We start from the raw sequence: 17828 nt of genomic DNA, 5'->3' as shown, positions 1-17828 counted from the left end.
AATGTATTTAACAGTATCCACATTAAAAGCTCGCAGCAGCTGAAGTATAAACTGCGAAACTTAAGAATGCAATAAGTATGATTTCGATAGGCTACAGTTTAAAACAATAATAATGAATATCGTATAAAACGTTCGAATCACTTTTGGTTATCAAACTGTACTTTCAAACAGTAAATTGTTATTGTAAGGTAAATTTTGTAATATATCAATACAGTGATTGCGTAAATACGCTTAATAGCTAAACACACTGTTAATAACGATACAATAATAAATAAAACAATTAAAAAACGTCCTATGGGCAAAAAAGTAATAATGGTGTTAATATGGATGATATTATAGTAAACTACAAATTAACAGAACTTGTAATCGATACATTAAATAATAAAGGTTACATTTCCGGAGAATGGTCGGAAAAAATTACACAGTGCACTTCCCACTATGAACTCATGCTGCTTATTAATAGCGAATGCACAATATTTGAAATGTCTGAACTTGGTTCACTGCGATCTTCCATTTTGGGCGAATTCGGCCAAAGAGTTGACTGGATCCGTGTAACAAATTACCTGATTGAAAGGTATGTTCAAGAAGGGGGTAAATTGCCATTTGAACATAACACTTCGTTATGAGGCCGAAGCAACGGTTTTTACAGGTGCGTTAACTTCTCGAACTTTTATGGATGATTCAAATAGTTCACAGGCGTTTTTAAAATCTTGATCACTAATTTCAGTGGCAAGCCTGGCTTTTGCAAATGCTGTTGAAAGCCGAATGAGTGTTTCGAGCAATCTAACGGAACTGCTATTGTCTTTCTTCTTATGGGCGACATAATAATTAACCATAATCTCATTGATATTTTCTGGAATCTTTACTTGCAGCGTTCTTGCATATTCTATAAAGTCAAGTAAAAATTCACGGTTAATTACGTCTTCCCCGATAGTTACGGTAGTTTCGACGATAGTGTCAATAGCTTCAGATCCGTTATTATAATTTCGAATTGTTTTTCGAGCGATTTCAGCATCTAATTCGCTGTTTTGGCCCGTGTTCATATCAAATATTAAATCAAACCGGTCTAAAATAGGTTCAGTTAATTCGATCTGATCAATTAGTCCTTTGGACTTATCCCAACGCCCGTTTTTAGGATTACATGCTGCAAGAATCGCGATTTTTGCAGGCAAGCTTATATTAATCCCTGCTTTTGCGATGTGTATTTCTTGAGACTCCATCGCTTCCAATAAATGGGACGATAAGTCTTTATCTACAGTTAACTCATCAAGTGACGCAGTTCCTCCGTTTTTGGTGACCAATAATCCAGGTTTAGTTACCCAGCCGCTATCACCAACGGTTGTTTTTTCCTGCTCAACAGATGCAGTCAATCCAACACCAGATGTTCCAGTAATTGATCCGTATAAATTTTTAGGTAATTTTGAAATTGTACGTAGTATTTCTGATTTACCGACTCCAGGATCTGCAACAAGTAGTATGTGTAAATCATTACGGGTTAATCCGTATGCGCCCTTCATTTGTTGCAGCAATATTGCTTTTTTTACTTTTTCGTAACCCTGAATGGTCGGAACAACTAATTCGGACAGTTTATCGAGTAAATCAATATTATTATCGATACAATAATCTGAAATCCGTTTTATATCTTTTATTTTGCTTTCGTCCAACCTATTATCGATAATGTCTTCTACAGGCACTACGGATTTGGCATAAACGTGTATATCATACAATGGTCCGTTTTTCTGCTTTTTCTTAAATGGTATTCCGACAATATTTAATTTGCCGCTGTAAATGCCTGGCGAGTTTTCGAAAAACACTGACATGTATTTTGGCGGTTCTTTCGGATTATTCATTGTTTCTACAGGTTGCTGCAACTTGAATTCCTGAATATCAATGTATAACGACTTTGAGCCATTAAGTTCCATTTTCTTTCCGCATTTACATATTTTATCAGGGCTGCTTGTAATCACGTTGTTAAATACTTTTTCGTCTTTATTGCCGCAATTGCATGAATAAACTGCTTTTTTGAGCACTGTTTTTCTTGTAGACGCTATTGATACAATACCCTCGAATTCAACAATTTTGGAGAGCAAAGCTGAATTTATATCTTCAATATTACACTTGTATTCATCAGGCACGTTTTCGATACCAATAATATTATTAAATGTCTGTTTTTGCAGTGAATTTTGCGATTTAACCAGTGCTTCGTTAAACATTTTGAAAAGCTGCTCCGGATTGTTTTTTAAAAGCGCCAATAAAAACTCGTCCGATTTAAAATCTTGCTGAAAGTCGACAATTATACTTTTACCACTTTTCAACTGCTCAGTGTAGTTATTTTGTAAATAAACTACAATGTCCGCCATATCGGTTTGTGATTTGTGTAAATACCCTGAATCATCCTTATAAATGAGTCCATCATTTGTAAAATTCGTAATGTATGCTTTGATACTGTTAGATTTAGCATCAAGTCCCCCAAATATGTCCGTAATATCCTTAGACGTCATCGGAATGATTAAATGGTTTGTAACAAAGTGTCGGAAAACTTCTTTAAGATTTGAAGAACTATCGTTTTGACTTTCACGATAGTCTAGTAATGACTGTACTATCTGATCTTTCAGGGTTTCTGTCAGTGCTTGTTTTTCGTTGACCATTTTATGCCTCTTCATCGATTTCGTGTTTTATTTCATACTTTTTACCGCAAAATACCAGTAATTTCGATAGTATATAAATGCAACTTAAGATTATGCGATATTTCAAAAAATGAGAAGACCTACTAAAAAAATATCAACGAAAGTAAAATAAGCACGTATTGAGCGTCAATAGTGATTTAAACCATATGCGCCCGTTACTTTATTTCTGTAACTGGGGTGTAACAAATTGTAAAAATAATAACTAGTACTTAAAAATCTACGCTAAGTGCGTGTTAATAAAAACAGAGTACATAATACTGTTACTTCATTCGTACTGGATATATTATTAATTATATTATTATATTAGAATATCAATATATGTTTATACTATGTTACGTTATAGTATATATACTTGTGGGTGACTGCAACAATAACTACTGTCAGTAAATTTTGTATCGGCCAGTGCATAAAAATAACATTTTTTTAAAGAGTATATTATGCAAATCTTCCAGATTTGCCAGTGCGCATTGTAATCAGAATATTTTTTTAATTGCATGTTAAATGCGCTAACGATGCACCACCCTGTTCCTTCAGGAAATGTCTATGTTACATTGTTGTCAAAGCCCCTAAAGGGCTTAGTGTCTATGTTAAATTGTCGTTAAAGCCTAAAGGGCTTAATGTCTATGTTAAATTGTTGTTATGACTGTCTATGTTTCAGTTAAACAATTTCATCTGCTACGAATTGGATATTTAATTAATTACGGCACTATTGCCGCGTATATTTAAATTAATAGTCCTTATGCAAATCCTTCAGATTTGCCAGTGCGCATATACCATATAAATTAACTAGCATACTTTTTTCGATAAAATCAGTCGACAAAGACATCCCCTTTCAGGGTCGACATTAATAGCGAGACATTCCCTAAAGGGTTTTTTGGAGTTTAACGGATTAAATCAGAACATAGACATTCATTCGACAAGAGCCACATAGACATCCCCCTTTCGGGGTTGATATTGTACTTAAACAATTATTTGAATTATAAATGGGGTGATAAAATGCGCTAGAGCCATAAAAAAATTATAATTATTGCTTTGATTACGAAGGGACTTTTAAAATTTACTCATGAATACTTTACAGATTCAGTAATTGTTATATATCCTGTAGTAGTAACAATTGTCGTATGAATTGCAAATTGACGATAATATTTTAATCGTTTTACATTTGGAAATCAAATTTAGATTAAACACGCATTAGCAATTTGTTACGGCAGGTAAATCATGACCTACATTAAAGATCGAGAATATTATATTAAAGCGTCAAACAAAGCTATTACTAATTACGTATACTCAATACCCACTAGAAATTACCCGTTGGGTGGAACTTCGGAATCGACATAAATAATCCTTATAATGTCAGCGTGATAAGATCTATCGGCTATGAAGACAGTGCTGCTATCGGCAGCCAGTACACTTCAATAGCGGCAGTGAATGAAGTCAGTAAACTAATCGCTGAGGACATACGAAATGGAAAGATATCGACAGATACAATGAAAGAGATTTACGGTCAGGAGATATGGGCAAAATCAACAGAAGTTGTTAAAAATATTAGTGACGAAAACAAAGATCTTTCGAAAGAACAGCAAGCAGTTGAAACGGCAGTTCAGCCAATTATTGGATACATGAAAGAAAAATACACGCCCGTTAAAGGATTTGCGATGATCGGAATGTTGAATTCAGAGTTGATTCAATTGTATCATGAACGCTGGGAAAATGGACTGTTAAATGTTGCGAAATACAACATAAAGTCTAAAGTTAAGTCGATTGCACTTTCAGATAATAATATCATGACTTTTGAAAGCCTTGACAATATAATGAAAACAATGGGACTTGAAAGGTCCATGTTTGATGAAATTTTTGATGATCTCAGCTTTTAAGATACGGAAGTTATTTGAAGATCAATTACAACAACCATACTTTTTTACATTTTGGCGAAAGTAACGAGGCCGTCTGCTGTTGCGAAATATACATTTAATGATAAAAATGAACTTCGTGGTGGCTTACCGGTTAATACGCCTGTTTAATAAACCCAATAATTTACACAATTCTTTATAAGCATTTACAAAAATTTGAATTTAAACGAAATGCTTTTTTTAATTTACTAAACGGTAACATCCAATTTGTCGAGATATTCACCATTGCAGGCAAATACGTATGAATAGGCATGTTGAGCACTACCAAATTTGGGTGTTTCAAAAGTCTTTTTGATTATCAACACTGCCTATTTTTATTGTCCGATCAATTCAATAACCTTGCATCATCTTTATTGTGCAGTTAAAATCGCAATGTTTTTAATGTTGGGTGAATATAGCGTAATAAGTTATGTTTATAAGTCTTTCAATAAGTATGAATTATAAAAACAACATTATAATCCCAGAATACGCGGACAGGCAAAGCAGTAAGTTAAACTGCATGTTTAATCAGCATTACAGTTCTTTTACCATATTTAACGATGATTAATTTTAATTTACAAGTACCTGATTTACCACAACCGAATACAGATGTTGGTAATGAAATTAAATGTCCGATAAACAGACAATTGCGAGAAAAACTAAACATAAATTACTTTACGAAAATACGAGGGGAATTTAATGAGTGCATTGTATCATCAGACCAACATCAATGTCCAGGAAAAAGCAAACATGATCTGGAACATTGCTGACATTATTCGTGGAACTTTTAAACCACATGAATACGGGAAAGTAATCTTACCAATGACGGTGTTAAAAAGGCTAAATGATACGCTTTTACCGACTAAAGATGCAGTGTTAAAAACGTGCGAAGAAATCAAGGATTTTGAAGTTAAGGAAGGTTTCCTCGAATCAGCTGCAGGTTACCCATTTTACAACACTAGTCCGTTCACTTTTGAGACATTGCTAAACGATCCTGATCATATCGAAGCAAATTTCAGGAAGTTTATTGCGGGATTTTCAGACAATATTCAAGATATCATAAAGCATTTCAAGTTCGAACATATCATTTCAGACCTCGTTGGTAGTACACCCGAAGAAGATAAGTTGTTTTACGTGATACAGGAATTTAACAAGCCAAGTTCATACATGGGACCTGATGCGATTTCAACTGCCGATATGGGCTATATTTTCGAAGAGCTTATACGAAAGTTTTCTGAGTCATACAACGAAGAAGCTGGAGCTCACTTTACTGCGCGAGATATTATCTATTTAATGACCGATTTACTTGTAACTGAAGATGAATTCGATGGAAGTCCAAAAACATGTTACGACATGGCCATGGGTACATCACAGATGCTTACTTGTCTTACTGAGCGAATACAGCAATTAGACAACAAAATCGAAGTCAGTGTATTCGGCCAGGAATTTAATCCTGAAACATTTGCAATTGCAAAAGCCGACATGATAATTCGTGGTGGAAAAGCCGACAATATGCGTTTTGGCGATACCCTTATTAACGACCAGTTTAAAGGCTACACATTTGATTACTGTATTTCAAATCCGCCATTTGGTGTTGATTGGAAAGCGCAGAAAAAAGCAGTCGACAAAGAAAATAAACTCGCTGAAAAAGGTAGATTCGGTGTCGGTTTACCAAAAATATCAGACGGTCAGATGTTATTTACCCTAAATGGTATCAGCAAGCTTAAGGACACAGGGAGACTTGCAATTATCCATAACGGATCTCCGCTTTTTACAGGCGATGCAGGTTCCGGCCCATCCGAAATTCGGAAATACATTATTGAAAACGACTGGTTAGATGCAATTGTTCAGTTACCTAACGATCTGTTCTACAACACGGGAATTACAACATATGTTTGGTTAATTTCAAAAAATAAATCGGATGAAAGAGCAGGTAAAGTTCAATTAATCGATGCATCCAACATGTATGTAAAAAGACGAAAATCAATTGGTAACAAGCGAGTAGACTTATCTACTGATTGTAGAGAAGCAATTGTCAAAGCATACGGTGAATTTAGCGATAAATACTACGATTACGGCGAAAAGTCCGTTGAATCTAAAGTATTTAATAACGAAGATTTTGGTTACTACAAGATTACTGTCGAATCACCATTGAAGGACGAAAAAGGTAAAATCGTAATTAAAAAAGGTAAACCTGCGCCCGATACGTCAAAGCGGGATACTGAGAACGTACCGTTAACCGAAGATATCGAAGAGTATTTTAAGCGTGAAGTTTTACCGTACAACCCTGAAGCGTGGATTGATGATAAAAAAACAACGATAGGCTACGAGATACCATTTACAAGACACTTTTACAAGTACGTTGCACCTGAAAAGTCTGATATGGTTGCTGAAAGGATCTGTGTAATTGAAGCTGAATTGACAGGCAGTTTAAAATCGCTCTTTGGTAAAGACGGTGAATAACATGGCTCGTGCGATGAAAGATAGTGGTATCGAGTGGATCGGCGATATTCCTGCGGATTGGGGCGTAAAGAAGTTGAAATATATATTGGGCCTAAATACGGGGTTAAGTATCACGAAAGCAGAACTCGTCGAAAACGGAGTTGATTGTGTAAATTATGGCGATATCCACTCAAAATACACATTTGATATTGTATCGTCAAGGGATAACTTACCAAAAGTTCCAGTGGAGTTTATCGACACTAATCCATCTGCAATAGCTTCTGAAGGCGATTTTATATTCTGTGACACGTCAGAAGATATTGAAGGTAGTGGTAATTGTTTATTTATCCGTGAAAGCAATAATAAACCAATATTTGCAGGTTCACACACGATTTTGGGCAGGCCCCTCATTAATGTAAACTCGACGTATTTGGGTTATTTGTTAAAATCGCCAGATATAAAAAGTCAAATACAAAAACGCGTAGTCGGAATTAAGGTATATAGCATTACTCAGAAAATTTTAAAATCAATTTCACTCATTTTACCGCCCGTTGATGAGCAACAAGAAATTGCACAGTACCTCGATGATAAAGTTGGCCAAATCGACAGCATTATCGAGAAAACCAAATCGTCAATTGATGAATACAAAAGTTACAAACAGTCAATTATAACGGAAACCGTGACTAAAGGACTCGATCCAACTGTAACGATGAAAGATAGCGGTATTGAATGGATCGGCGATATTCCTGAACACTGGGATATTATAAAAATTCGGTATCTGGGAACGTTGCAAAATGGGATTAGTAAAAGTTCAAGTTATTTCGGTTCGGGTTATCCTTTTGTTAGTTACGGAGACGTTTATAAAAACTATGAACTTCCAAAATCCGTTGAAGGATTGGTAGAATCGAATGAATTTGATAAATCGAATTATTCCGTTGAATACGGCGATGTTTTCTTTACGCGAACTTCTGAAACCATTGATGAAATTGGATTCACCGCTACATGTATGCATACCATGAATGATGCAGTTTTTGCAGGATTTTTAATTAGGTTCAGACCGTTTGATTCGAAATTATTGAATCCATTATATTCAAAATATTATTTTAGAAGTGATATGCATAGGCGATTCTTCGTTAAAGAAATGAATTTAGTAACAAGAGCTTCGTTAAGCCAGGAATTGCTTAAAAAATTACCGGTTCTTGTGCCGCCGCATAACGAACAAATCGCTATTGGTAAATTTATTGAAGAAACATGTCAAACCATAGATCAATTAATCACCAAAAAACAACAATTAATCACAGAACTCAAAGCATACAAGAAATCACTAATTTACGAAGTAGTTACTGGTAAGAAGGAAGTTAAATAACGATAACGAGCGGGGGCGTTAAAACTTGGAATACACAGAAAAGCGATTTGAACAGGACATTGAAGAGTCAATGCTAACTAATGGTGGGTATATCAAAGGCGATAAGTCTAGCTACAGTGCGGAACGTGGAATAGATTTATCAAAACTTGTTGAATTCATCAAAACAACACAAGAAAAGGAATGGGATCGGTATGTACGCATTTATGGGGATGAAGCAGAAAACAATCTATTCAAGCGATTCAATGATTCTGTCAATGCGCAAGGACTACTGTATTCACTTAGAAAGGGCATTGCTGATAGGGGTGTTAAGTTAAAGCTATGCTACTTTAAACCCGAATCAAATTTAAACCATGAACTCGTGAAAAAATACGAAAATAACATATTAACAGTTACACGACAGTTTGCATACTCAACGGAAAACAAAAATACAATTGATATGGTTTTATCGCTTAATGGTATTCCGATAGTTGCGCTAGAGCTTAAAAACCAGATTACTGGTCAATCTATCGAAAACGGTAAAAAACAGTTCATGTACGATAGAAACCCTCGAGAGCCATGCTTCCAGTTTAACAAACGATTTTTAGCATATTTTGCTGTTGATTTGCATGAAGTAGCAATGACTACAAAATTAGCCGGACCAAACACTATGTTTTTACCATTTAACCAGGGTTCTGGCGGAGCTGGACAGGTCGGTGGTGCAGGTAATCCTGAAAACAAAGACGGATATGCTACATCATACCTCTGGGAGCAGGTATTGACGAAAGATTCACTGATGAACATCATACACAGATTCCTCCATATAAACGTTGAAAAGAAAAAAGTAGTTAAAAACGGACGTGAAACTACAAAAATCAGTCAAAAGTTAATATTTCCTCGTTATCACCAGCTCGATGTTGTAACAAAGCTTGTAAACAACGTAAAACAGCACGGATCTGGATGTAATTACTTGATTCAGCATTCAGCAGGATCAGGCAAAAGTAACAGTATCGCATGGATTGCTTACAGACTTGCAAGTCTTCACGATGAGGATAATAACAGCATATTCAATTCAGTTATCGTTGTAACCGATAGGAAAGTGCTTGACAGTCAGCTTCAAGATACAATATCTGGTTTCGACCACACTTACGGCCTCGTTGAAACAATAGGGGATAAAAAAACATCTCAAGATTTGAAAAACGCAATTAACGATGGTAAAAAGATTATCGTTACAACACTTCAAAAATTCCCTGTAATCTATGAAGATGTAGAAAACAATAAGGGTAAACGATTCGCTGTAATTGTTGACGAAGCGCATTCCAGTCAGACTGGAACGAGTGCACAGAAATTAAAGATTGCACTTGCAGATAACAAAGATGCACTTGAAGAATATGCTAAAATTGAGGGTGAAGCTGAAGAAGCTTCTGAAGATTTCGAAGATAAGCTGGTAAGTGAGTTAAGTACACACGGGCGACACCAAAATTTATCATTTTTCGCATTTACTGCAACACCAAAACAAAAAACATTAGAAATGTTTGGAAATCGATGCACTGATGGTTCATTCCACCCATTCCACATATATTCGATGAAACAGGCAATCGAAGAAGGATTCATTCTTGATGTGCTTAAAAATTACATGACTTATAAAACATGCTTTAAAATCGCTAAAAACATACCTGATAATCCTGAATTACCAGAAAGTGAAGCAAAAAGGGCTATCAGGCGTTACGAATCACTGCACCCATATAACTTACAGCAAAAAACATCAGTTATGGTTGAGTACTTCCGTGAAATCACTTCCAAAAAAATCAATGGTCAAGCAAAAGCAATGATTATAACACCATCAAGACTTCACGCAGTTAGATATTACAAAGAATTTAAGAAATACATTAAAAATAAAGGATACAACGATCTTGATGTTCTTATAGCATTTTCTGGAACCGTAAAAGACGGAGACGAAGAATATACTGAAAGTGGAATGAATGTAACAAAATCAGGTAATAAAATAAGTGAAAAGCAGCTCCCACAGGTATTTCACGGGGACGAATTTAACATGCTGATAGTTGCTGAAAAGTATCAGACAGGCTTTGATGAACCTTTATTACACACGATGTTTGTTGACAAGAAGCTTAATGGTGTTAAAGCTGTTCAAACACTTTCAAGACTTAACAGAACCGCCCCTTATAAAAACGATACATTTATACTCGACTTTGTGAACAATTCAGAAGACATATTACTTTCATTTGCACCATACTACAAAGAAACCGCCCTTGACGAAGAAATCAATGTTAATTTAATTTATGATACAAAAGCGCTTCTTAGAAATTTCAGAATATACAATGATGACGATGTTGAGAAAAGTACCAAGATTTACTATAAATCAGGTGCGCAGTCAAATACTGCTCACGGTAAAATCACGAGTATGTTCCTGCCGATAATTAGGGTGTATTCCGAAATTAGCGAAGAAGATCAGTTCAAGTTTAAAAAAGCGGTCAGAAACTTTATAAAATGGTATTCGTACATCACACAAATTGAAAGAATGTTCGATAAGGATTTACAGAAGGAATATCGCTTCTTGCAATATCTCGAAAAAATGCTGCCTAAAAACTCAGCTGAAAAGATCGACCTCGAGGATAAAATCAAACTCGAATACTACAAGCTCAGCAAAACTTTCGAAGGCGATATCAGTCTTGAAACTAAGGACGACTGCGCAATGCTTACAAATCCTAAAACAATTGATAATGTAATCGGAGTAACTGGTAACGATGAATTGCTAGATGCAATAATCTCAAAGATCAATGAAGTTTACGAAGGCGAGTTTAGCGATGGTGACAAGGTCATGGTTAAAACAATCTACGGAAAACTACTAAACGACAGTGAAAAACTTGAACAGTACACGAAAGATTCGTTTGAGATATTTAACGATAGTTTCTTCCCAGAACTCTTCGATAAAGCCACTCGCAGCTGCTTCTTAGAACAATCGAATTCTTTTAAAAAGATCTTTGAAAACAGAACTTTTTACAACACAATACAGCAAGAAATGGCACGACAAGTATACCGAAATTACAGAAACCGGTAACATTAGCACGTTGCAGCATTTGTTTCAGATGGGCGTATCTACTAACGCCTAACAACTACATTCACTCTTTACTTTTTTGATAATTGTTAATTGCACATAAATTATCCTTTTTTAGCATTTACAAACAGATATTTGTTGATCTACACGTATCGATTAATTAAAGTATATATAATATTGGCAATACGGATGTAATTATAGTCAAAAATGAAAAACGAGGCATAAAATATGAATTACGAAGAAGCACTAGACAATTACTGGGCTAAAAAACTAGAAAGGGCTTACGAAAATAATGATTACGAAACAATCCTGAAATTATTGGATTATCTCGATGAACTTGATCGACGACTTGCAGACAAGAAGAAATGGGATGAATTGTTTAAAATTCATGGTGGTGTCGTTTTCATACCTCGAAAAGAACCAGTTTACGACTATTAACCTATTATTTACTATTTAAAATGGTGTTAAAGTCGGATTCGTTTAAAGGAACCATTGCACGTCTAAGTGAACCTGACCACTGTTTTTTGTTTTTTATAAATTCGAGGCTGTTTACGAGCGGTTTAAATAAAATTGGCGACTCAAACACTTCGATTTCTTTTAATTTAAGCCTTAAAGGGTATGTTTCATTTGGTCTATTTGGGTGTATCCCAAATATTCGTTTATTATCTGTTTTAACTTCTGAGGTAACTTCGTAAAGTCCACGAACATATTGTGGTTTTGGCTCTTTGCCGTTTTTGCCCATTTCGTAAATTAACAGCATGTCGCCCTTTTCAACCTTAGCGATCGTGTTTTTGTACATTTCAGAAACGCCCCAGACTTTTTTGTCCTTTACAACGTTCCAGTTTTCTTCGTTTGTGATACACATGAAGTAATTTGTCAGAATAACCACCCGATTTTTAAGCAATTACTATAATTTTCTGTTAATATCATTTTTAGAACTTTCGAATTAATCTGTAAAAATGCAGCATTGTGGGCGAAAACGTAGGTCGAACACATTCAAAATACAGGTAAAATTAAAAATTGTAAAAAAGAGGATAGCAGCGTTTGTATATTGCCCAAAAGTAAACCGCTACACAACGTAAATGATTATTGATCGACGGTATCGTCTGTTTCTTTCGCTAGTTTTTCCATATACTCTTCACGGATCTGCGATAATGTTTTACCACTTTCTTTATGGACTGCGAAATTGTATGTCTGGATACTTGACCATCCGTAAACATCCTTAAGCCACGTTTGCATTGACATTTCAGTAGCGACACCGTTTTGCATTGGTATGCTCTTATCATCTGCTGATAAACGTTCAATTTTTAAAATTTTGGTAGGGGCGGCCAATACATTTCCATTTTTTAAGAGGACCGCTTCAGCCCCATAATCTTTTGCTTTTATTATGTCACCAGCTTTAACAGCACCCCATAAAAGCATGTCTTCTATTTTGGGTAAAACTCTTCTCGTAATTGCTTTTTCGCGTTTCGAAACATAACGGGTGGTATTATCCATTAAATTAACATAATAATCCGTGTATTTTGCAAGCGGCAGTACTTTTTCAGCTTTTATAATTGTTTCACCGTTAATTGGATACGGTGTTAATTTATAACAACCCATATCAACACTATTTTTATTCAACCAAGCTACTGCAGAAAGTGTCTGTTCGTCGTATTCGCCTGCTGCAAGAATTATTCTCTGCTTTTCGTTAAAATTAATAACATCGTTTGCTTCCAAAAATTTGTTAAGTTTACGAATACCTAATTCATATGATGTGAGTTCACCGATTTCAAATTCACCCTTGTACTTTTCAATATACGGTGCGTAAACAAGTTTAACTAACTCATCTGGACTTTCAATTTTAGCATAGCTTGCAGCATATCGAATTGCCTGAAACTCAAACGCTTCTTTACGGTTTTCAATGTCTTTTTTATCTCGCTTAATTTCAATTAAAACAATGTTTCCGTTGTTGTCTACTGCAGTAAGATCACTTCGACCGTTTTTCTCGTTTTTAACTTGTCTTCCAACAATAAGTAGTGATTCTTCTTCATCACACAACATGTTGATGTTACATCTTAAAATCTCTTCAATATCGTTTTCAGTCATTTTTAAGTCCGAAAAAGTAACCCTTTCAATTTTCGTTGCTTGATTATCTTTAATGCTATACATATATACCCCGTTCCCCATTTTGCGTAAATTCAATTTATTGGTTGCATTTTCAGAAAATATATGGTTATTATTTTATGACTTACATTACTATCCTATCGACAATATTTATTATTGCTGTTATCTGCCGTTAAAATGTAAGGTCGGAATAATAACAGTATTATGTAAATTACACAATTGTATTGTTAGCTATCGCTATTTCGCTTAAAAATTAAAAAATGTCGATATTATTAATTAATCAATTTTATCTGCAGTTTTCATAAAGTTTGTTTTCGACTAAAACTGTTTTAGCCAATTCTTCATCATCGCCATGTTCCCGAACAAGTTTATCAGTTAATAAACTAGGTACGCTGCTATTTTCATATAATTTTACAGCATCATCTTGTGTCAACTCAGGCATTATTTTAAGCAATGCATCAATAACATCTTTCGCTTGAACCATTATAATCACATTTTATTGTTTAACAATATGGGTATTTATAATCTCTGTAATTAACGTATAACTGCCGAATATTATTTAATTACTGTAACGGAATGTATTCTGTATTGGTTGGATATTTATGGAAATATAAAACTAATAAAGTCATTAACCGTTTTAATGCATCATTTGTCAAGTTCATAATTTCAATTTGTGTCAACGATAATGCTCGTAAATTCTTCATACTAAATTGGGGAATCCATTTTACGGATTTAATTTGGTAGGATGAAATAATTTAGTCATACCGATTTTGTATTTTGGTCATACCGAATTAGACCAAGTTCATGTTTTCACGATTTAGTCATACCGAATTCGTGATTCAGTGTTACTGAATTTATTCAGTCATACCGATTTTGTATTTTGGTAATACCGAATTTATTCAGTCATACCGATTTTGTATTTTGGTAATACCGAATTTATTCAGTCATACCGATTTTGTATTTTGGTAATACCGAATTTATTCAGTCATACCGATTTTGTATTTTGGTAATACCGAATTTATTCAGTCATACCGATTTTGTATTTTGGTAATACCGAATTTATTCAGTCATACCGATTTTGTATTTTGGTAATACCGAATTTATTCAGTCATACCGATTTTGTATTTTGGTAATACCGAATTTATTCAGTCATACCGATTTTGTATTTTGGTCATACCAATTATATTGGTAGGATGAAATTCACAATTTGGTAGGATGAAATAATTTAGTCATACTGATTTTACATTTCGGTCATACTGATTGAAAACTTGCCAATAAAATGTTACTTGTGCGTATAACCTTAAACATACATTTTTGACATTATTTTAACCATGATGTTCTAAATACGCTAAATCCGGCCAATCGTCGTTGAACCTGCGTTGTTAAATTTAAGATAATTGTTACTGTAAATCTATTTTTCTCACAAATTTATTGATCAGCGCACTGGCAAATCTGAAAGATTTGCATAATCGTGCCAAAACCGATTTTCACATATTTTACATGAATTACACAATGCAATATTTGGTGATATTTTGATGATTTCAACATTCATGGTGCTTTTATTGATATGATAAAGTACCAAAATTACGCAAAGGTGGTAAAATCGACGATATACATGACATGATACTTATTAAAAGTAAATCGGACGAATCAGAAGAAAAAATCGACTACAAGAAACTTGAAATTGATAAAATCGATAAAGAGTTTACAATACAGCGTCGTTTTGATGGATTAAAGGAACGAACAATTAAAAACGACAGTCAACGGCTTAAAGTCTATTTGAACTACATATATTACACTTTAAACAAAACCGTTGATACCACAGACAATAAAGACTACGTTGCGTTTTTTAACCACTTGAGGCATGATCGGAAGTGCAAAGATACAACCATAAACAAGTACTTCAAGTTGCTCACTGTGTTTTACAGGATCATGAAATACAAAAACTTCAATGACTTTTTAGTGGAAAGTAAAGAGCGAAAGCGATTTACCAAACATGAAATTAGACATTACGATGCTATTGACGAAGAAACGCTAAACATGATCCTCGAAAAGTTAATTGGAATGAAAGGATCGACAAAAATACGTGATGCCACATTTCTTCGATTATTGTGGGATACAGGTTGTAGAGTATCTGAAGTTGCTGAATTAACATATTCTGCGTGTGATCTTAAAAAAGGTGTGTTCAAACTCACCAACACAAAAACAAAACGTGAAAGAACTGTGGTTTGTTCAAAAGAAACGTTAAAACTACTAAACTATTATTTACAACATCAAGGTGACCAAGGGCCCGATGATTACTTGTTTAAATCCGCTTATGACGGGATAATCAATAAACGCCAATTAGGTGAAAAATTTGTGGGTATTGTAAACGAGTTAAAGCGCGAAGGTAGTGTCCCTGAAAACAAGTGGCTTGTCTTACACTCGCTTAGACATGGTCGAGCAGTAAATTTACTCGATAAAGGCGTTCCGCTAGATGTTGTAAAGGAATATCTTGGACATACATCAATAGAAACTACAATGATTTACTCGCATTCTACAGAACGTAAAAATAAAATGCTCGATAAGATTTCAAAGATATTATAAGTATAGTCATCAACAGTTAACACCTTGTGAACAAAATTGTCGTTTGAGCATATGGCATCCACTAAATCGGACCCTTGAGCGTGACCGTAAAAGCGTTTATTTACCGAATAACTGTAAATTGTTTGTTAAAAAGAGTATTACCGTTATTAGCGCCAGTCAACGCCAAGTGCATAACATTTTAAACACATTTACTAACTGCGTTAATGAAATAATGCAATTATTTCCAATTAATGCCTTGAAATCCGGTTCTCCACTGGGGAGCGGGGGTTCAAATCCCTCCCTCTGCGTTTTTAATTTCACGTCCAGATTACTGAGCTTTTTTAAGACCGGACAGAAAAGTTTAACTCATTGCTTATTCTGAAGATATTACGAGCGAAGGACTACCTTTTGTCCCTACACGGGGTACCGGACAGGAGATTTGATACCTTTGTAGGAGCCCCGATTGGTCGTATTTAGGGTTTTAGGGTACCGGACTTAACTTTTACCGGACTAAGTTAAAATTTAAAGGCTGTTACACTAATTTTTTCTAAAATAAACAGTAATTATTCTAATTTCATAAATTGTAAAAATTTTAAGATTTATAAAATATGGATTTTGATCGATTTTTCAAAATATTAAAAATTAAAAAACAGATTGATTACAATATAAAAAAAGTAAAAAACAGTTATGAAATTATAGTTATCTTTGATCTAATTTTTTTCGAATGTCTGGTAACATCTTTTTTGTTCTCTCTTTTGCATGTGCATAAATCATCGTAGTCTTTACGTCACTATGGCCTAAAATTTCCTTTACAATTTCAACGGAAGTACCCTCATCCAATAATGCAACTGCCCTACCATGCCTTAAAGAATGGAGAACATACCTCTTTCCAGCCTCGATTTCCCCTTTACTAATTAAATTATCAATTGCTCTTCTGAAAACTTCTGAAAGATGGCCAGGTTTTACCTGTTTTCCAAGTTTACCTTTTTCACTTTGAAAAATAAAATTTTCAGGCCCTTTCAAAATATTTTCTGAACTGTACTCTCTTATCAAGTTAGTGGTCTTTTTTGAAACTACAACATATCTATCTTCCCCATTTTTAGTATCTGTTAATCTTATCTGCCCAGTTTTAAAATCAAAATCATTGTATTTTATGCGTATAACTTCTGACCGCCTACAGCCTGTTTCCCACAAAACCAGCATCATAAGTCCATCTCGATTTTTTGTAGCGCTGTTTCCATCAAGTATTTCATCAAGCACCTTATCCATAATTTCGTTATTTACATCATCATAACTTCTTGTTTTTGATTTTTTTGAAAAAGTCTTTCTCTCGATGCATTCATTATTAAATTCATTAAATGCTGTGAATTTAAATAGCCTATAAAATACTTTTAATAAATTATAGTATCGAACTAGTGTTTGATGAGTGCATCCTCTTTTTTTTTCTAAATACACGAAAAAACGTTTAAATTCGTGATAATCCATAGTTTCGGGAATTTTTCCAATATCATCACAAAACGACAAAAAGATTCTAAGTCGTAATACATCTTCTTTAATAGTACTTTCTTTAATTTTATCAAATTCTCTTTCTTCGATAAATTTAATAAGATATGGATTATGTTCTTCTAATCGTTTTGGTGATTCAATTTTAGTTTTTTGGTCAGATAATTGTCCTTTGAGATCAAATTTCCTTCTGCTCATCCCATCCCTCTGAAATATTT

Annotated in this window: 12 protein-coding genes; 7 read left to right on the top strand and 5 right to left on the bottom strand. The window is 34.4% G+C overall.

All coding sequences use genetic code 11. The features are described 5' to 3' along the window. Positions 1-323 precede the first annotated feature (323 nt). Positions 324-626: a hypothetical protein gene (locus MMARC5_RS03255; RefSeq protein WP_011868410.1), complete on the top strand. Its 303-nt coding sequence runs from the start codon at positions 324-326 to the stop codon at positions 624-626. Here MMARC5_RS03255 and MMARC5_RS03250 read toward each other — a convergent pair. Continuing rightward, positions 621-2648: an ATP-binding protein gene (locus tag MMARC5_RS03250; protein ID WP_048058447.1), complete on the bottom strand. Its 2028-nt coding sequence runs from the start codon at positions 2646-2648 to the stop codon at positions 621-623. The genes MMARC5_RS03255 and MMARC5_RS03250 overlap by 6 nt on opposite strands. A 1397-nt stretch (positions 2649-4045) precedes the next feature. Here MMARC5_RS03250 and MMARC5_RS03245 point away from each other — a divergent pair. From MMARC5_RS03245 to MMARC5_RS03225, 5 genes are all read left to right on the top strand, one after another. After that, complete coding sequence (locus tag MMARC5_RS03245) at positions 4046-4561, top strand: hypothetical protein (RefSeq protein ID WP_011868408.1); 516 nt, start codon at positions 4046-4048, stop codon at positions 4559-4561. Positions 4562-5275: 714 nt separating this feature from the next. Then, on the top strand, positions 5276-7039 hold the full coding sequence (locus MMARC5_RS03240; protein ID WP_011868407.1) for a type I restriction-modification system subunit M: 1764 nt from the start codon (positions 5276-5278) through the stop codon (positions 7037-7039). A gap of 1 nt (position 7040) precedes the next feature. Then, complete coding sequence (locus MMARC5_RS03235; RefSeq protein ID WP_011868406.1) at positions 7041-8384, top strand: restriction endonuclease subunit S; 1344 nt, start codon at positions 7041-7043, stop codon at positions 8382-8384. A 25-nt stretch (positions 8385-8409) separates the two neighbouring features. Further along, a complete protein-coding gene (locus MMARC5_RS03230; RefSeq protein ID WP_011868405.1) occupies positions 8410-11439 on the top strand; it encodes a type I restriction endonuclease subunit R in 3030 nt (1009 codons plus the stop codon). Between the two features lie 225 nt (positions 11440-11664). Further along, complete coding sequence (locus MMARC5_RS03225; protein ID WP_011868404.1) at positions 11665-11874, top strand: hypothetical protein; 210 nt, start codon at positions 11665-11667, stop codon at positions 11872-11874. Between the two features lie 4 nt (positions 11875-11878). Here the strand turns inward: MMARC5_RS03225 and MMARC5_RS03220 are convergent, their stop codons facing one another. The 3 genes from MMARC5_RS03220 to MMARC5_RS03210 all read right to left on the bottom strand — a co-directional run bounded on the left by MMARC5_RS03220 (position 11879) and on the right by MMARC5_RS03210 (position 14026). Next, entirely contained in the window at positions 11879-12301 is a 423-nt protein-coding gene (locus MMARC5_RS03220; protein WP_011868403.1) for an EVE domain-containing protein, read from the bottom strand. A gap of 221 nt (positions 12302-12522) precedes the next feature. Further along, positions 12523-13587: a hypothetical protein gene (locus MMARC5_RS03215; RefSeq protein ID WP_011868402.1), complete on the bottom strand. Its 1065-nt coding sequence runs from the start codon at positions 13585-13587 to the stop codon at positions 12523-12525. A gap of 241 nt (positions 13588-13828) precedes the next feature. After that, positions 13829-14026 carry a hypothetical protein gene (locus MMARC5_RS03210; protein WP_011868401.1) on the bottom strand — a complete coding sequence of 66 codons (198 nt, stop codon included), beginning with the start codon at positions 14024-14026 and terminating at the stop codon, positions 13829-13831. A gap of 1136 nt (positions 14027-15162) precedes the next feature. Between MMARC5_RS03210 and MMARC5_RS03205 the strand changes: the two genes are divergently transcribed. Further along, positions 15163-16128: a tyrosine-type recombinase/integrase gene (locus tag MMARC5_RS03205; RefSeq protein WP_011868400.1), complete on the top strand. Its 966-nt coding sequence runs from the start codon at positions 15163-15165 to the stop codon at positions 16126-16128. 678 nt (positions 16129-16806) lie between these two features. Here the strand turns inward: MMARC5_RS03205 and MMARC5_RS03200 are convergent. Beyond that, complete coding sequence (locus MMARC5_RS03200; protein ID WP_011868399.1) at positions 16807-17808, bottom strand: tyrosine-type recombinase/integrase; 1002 nt, start codon at positions 17806-17808, stop codon at positions 16807-16809. Positions 17809-17828: the final 20 nt, after the last annotated feature.

The organism is Methanococcus maripaludis C5, from assembly GCF_000016125.1.
Classification (GTDB): domain Archaea; phylum AGJL01; class Methanococci; order Methanococcales; family Methanococcaceae; genus Methanococcus; species Methanococcus maripaludis_D.
This window is presented reverse-complemented; position numbering and strand designations above follow the sequence as displayed.

What these genes read in the sequence shown, in the direction of transcription:
- MMARC5_RS03220 (WP_011868403.1), bottom strand. Translation starts at nt 12,301, where the DNA reads ATGTGTATCACAAACGAAGAAAACTGGAACGTTGTAAAGGACAAAAAA.
- MMARC5_RS03240 (WP_011868407.1), top strand. Translation starts at nt 5,276, where the DNA reads ATGAGTGCATTGTATCATCAGACCAACATCAATGTCCAGGAAAAAGCA.
- MMARC5_RS03235 (WP_011868406.1), top strand. Translation starts at nt 7,041, where the DNA reads ATGGCTCGTGCGATGAAAGATAGTGGTATCGAGTGGATCGGCGATATT.
- MMARC5_RS03205 (WP_011868400.1), top strand. Translation starts at nt 15,163, where the DNA reads ATGATACTTATTAAAAGTAAATCGGACGAATCAGAAGAAAAAATCGAC.
- MMARC5_RS03255 (WP_011868410.1), top strand. Translation starts at nt 324, where the DNA reads ATGGATGATATTATAGTAAACTACAAATTAACAGAACTTGTAATCGAT.
- MMARC5_RS03210 (WP_011868401.1), bottom strand. Translation starts at nt 14,026, where the DNA reads ATGGTTCAAGCGAAAGATGTTATTGATGCATTGCTTAAAATAATGCCT.
- MMARC5_RS03225 (WP_011868404.1), top strand. Translation starts at nt 11,665, where the DNA reads ATGAATTACGAAGAAGCACTAGACAATTACTGGGCTAAAAAACTAGAA.
- MMARC5_RS03250 (WP_048058447.1), bottom strand. Translation starts at nt 2,648, where the DNA reads ATGGTCAACGAAAAACAAGCACTGACAGAAACCCTGAAAGATCAGATA.
- MMARC5_RS03200 (WP_011868399.1), bottom strand. Translation starts at nt 17,808, where the DNA reads ATGAGCAGAAGGAAATTTGATCTCAAAGGACAATTATCTGACCAAAAA.
- MMARC5_RS03215 (WP_011868402.1), bottom strand. Translation starts at nt 13,587, where the DNA reads ATGTATAGCATTAAAGATAATCAAGCAACGAAAATTGAAAGGGTTACT.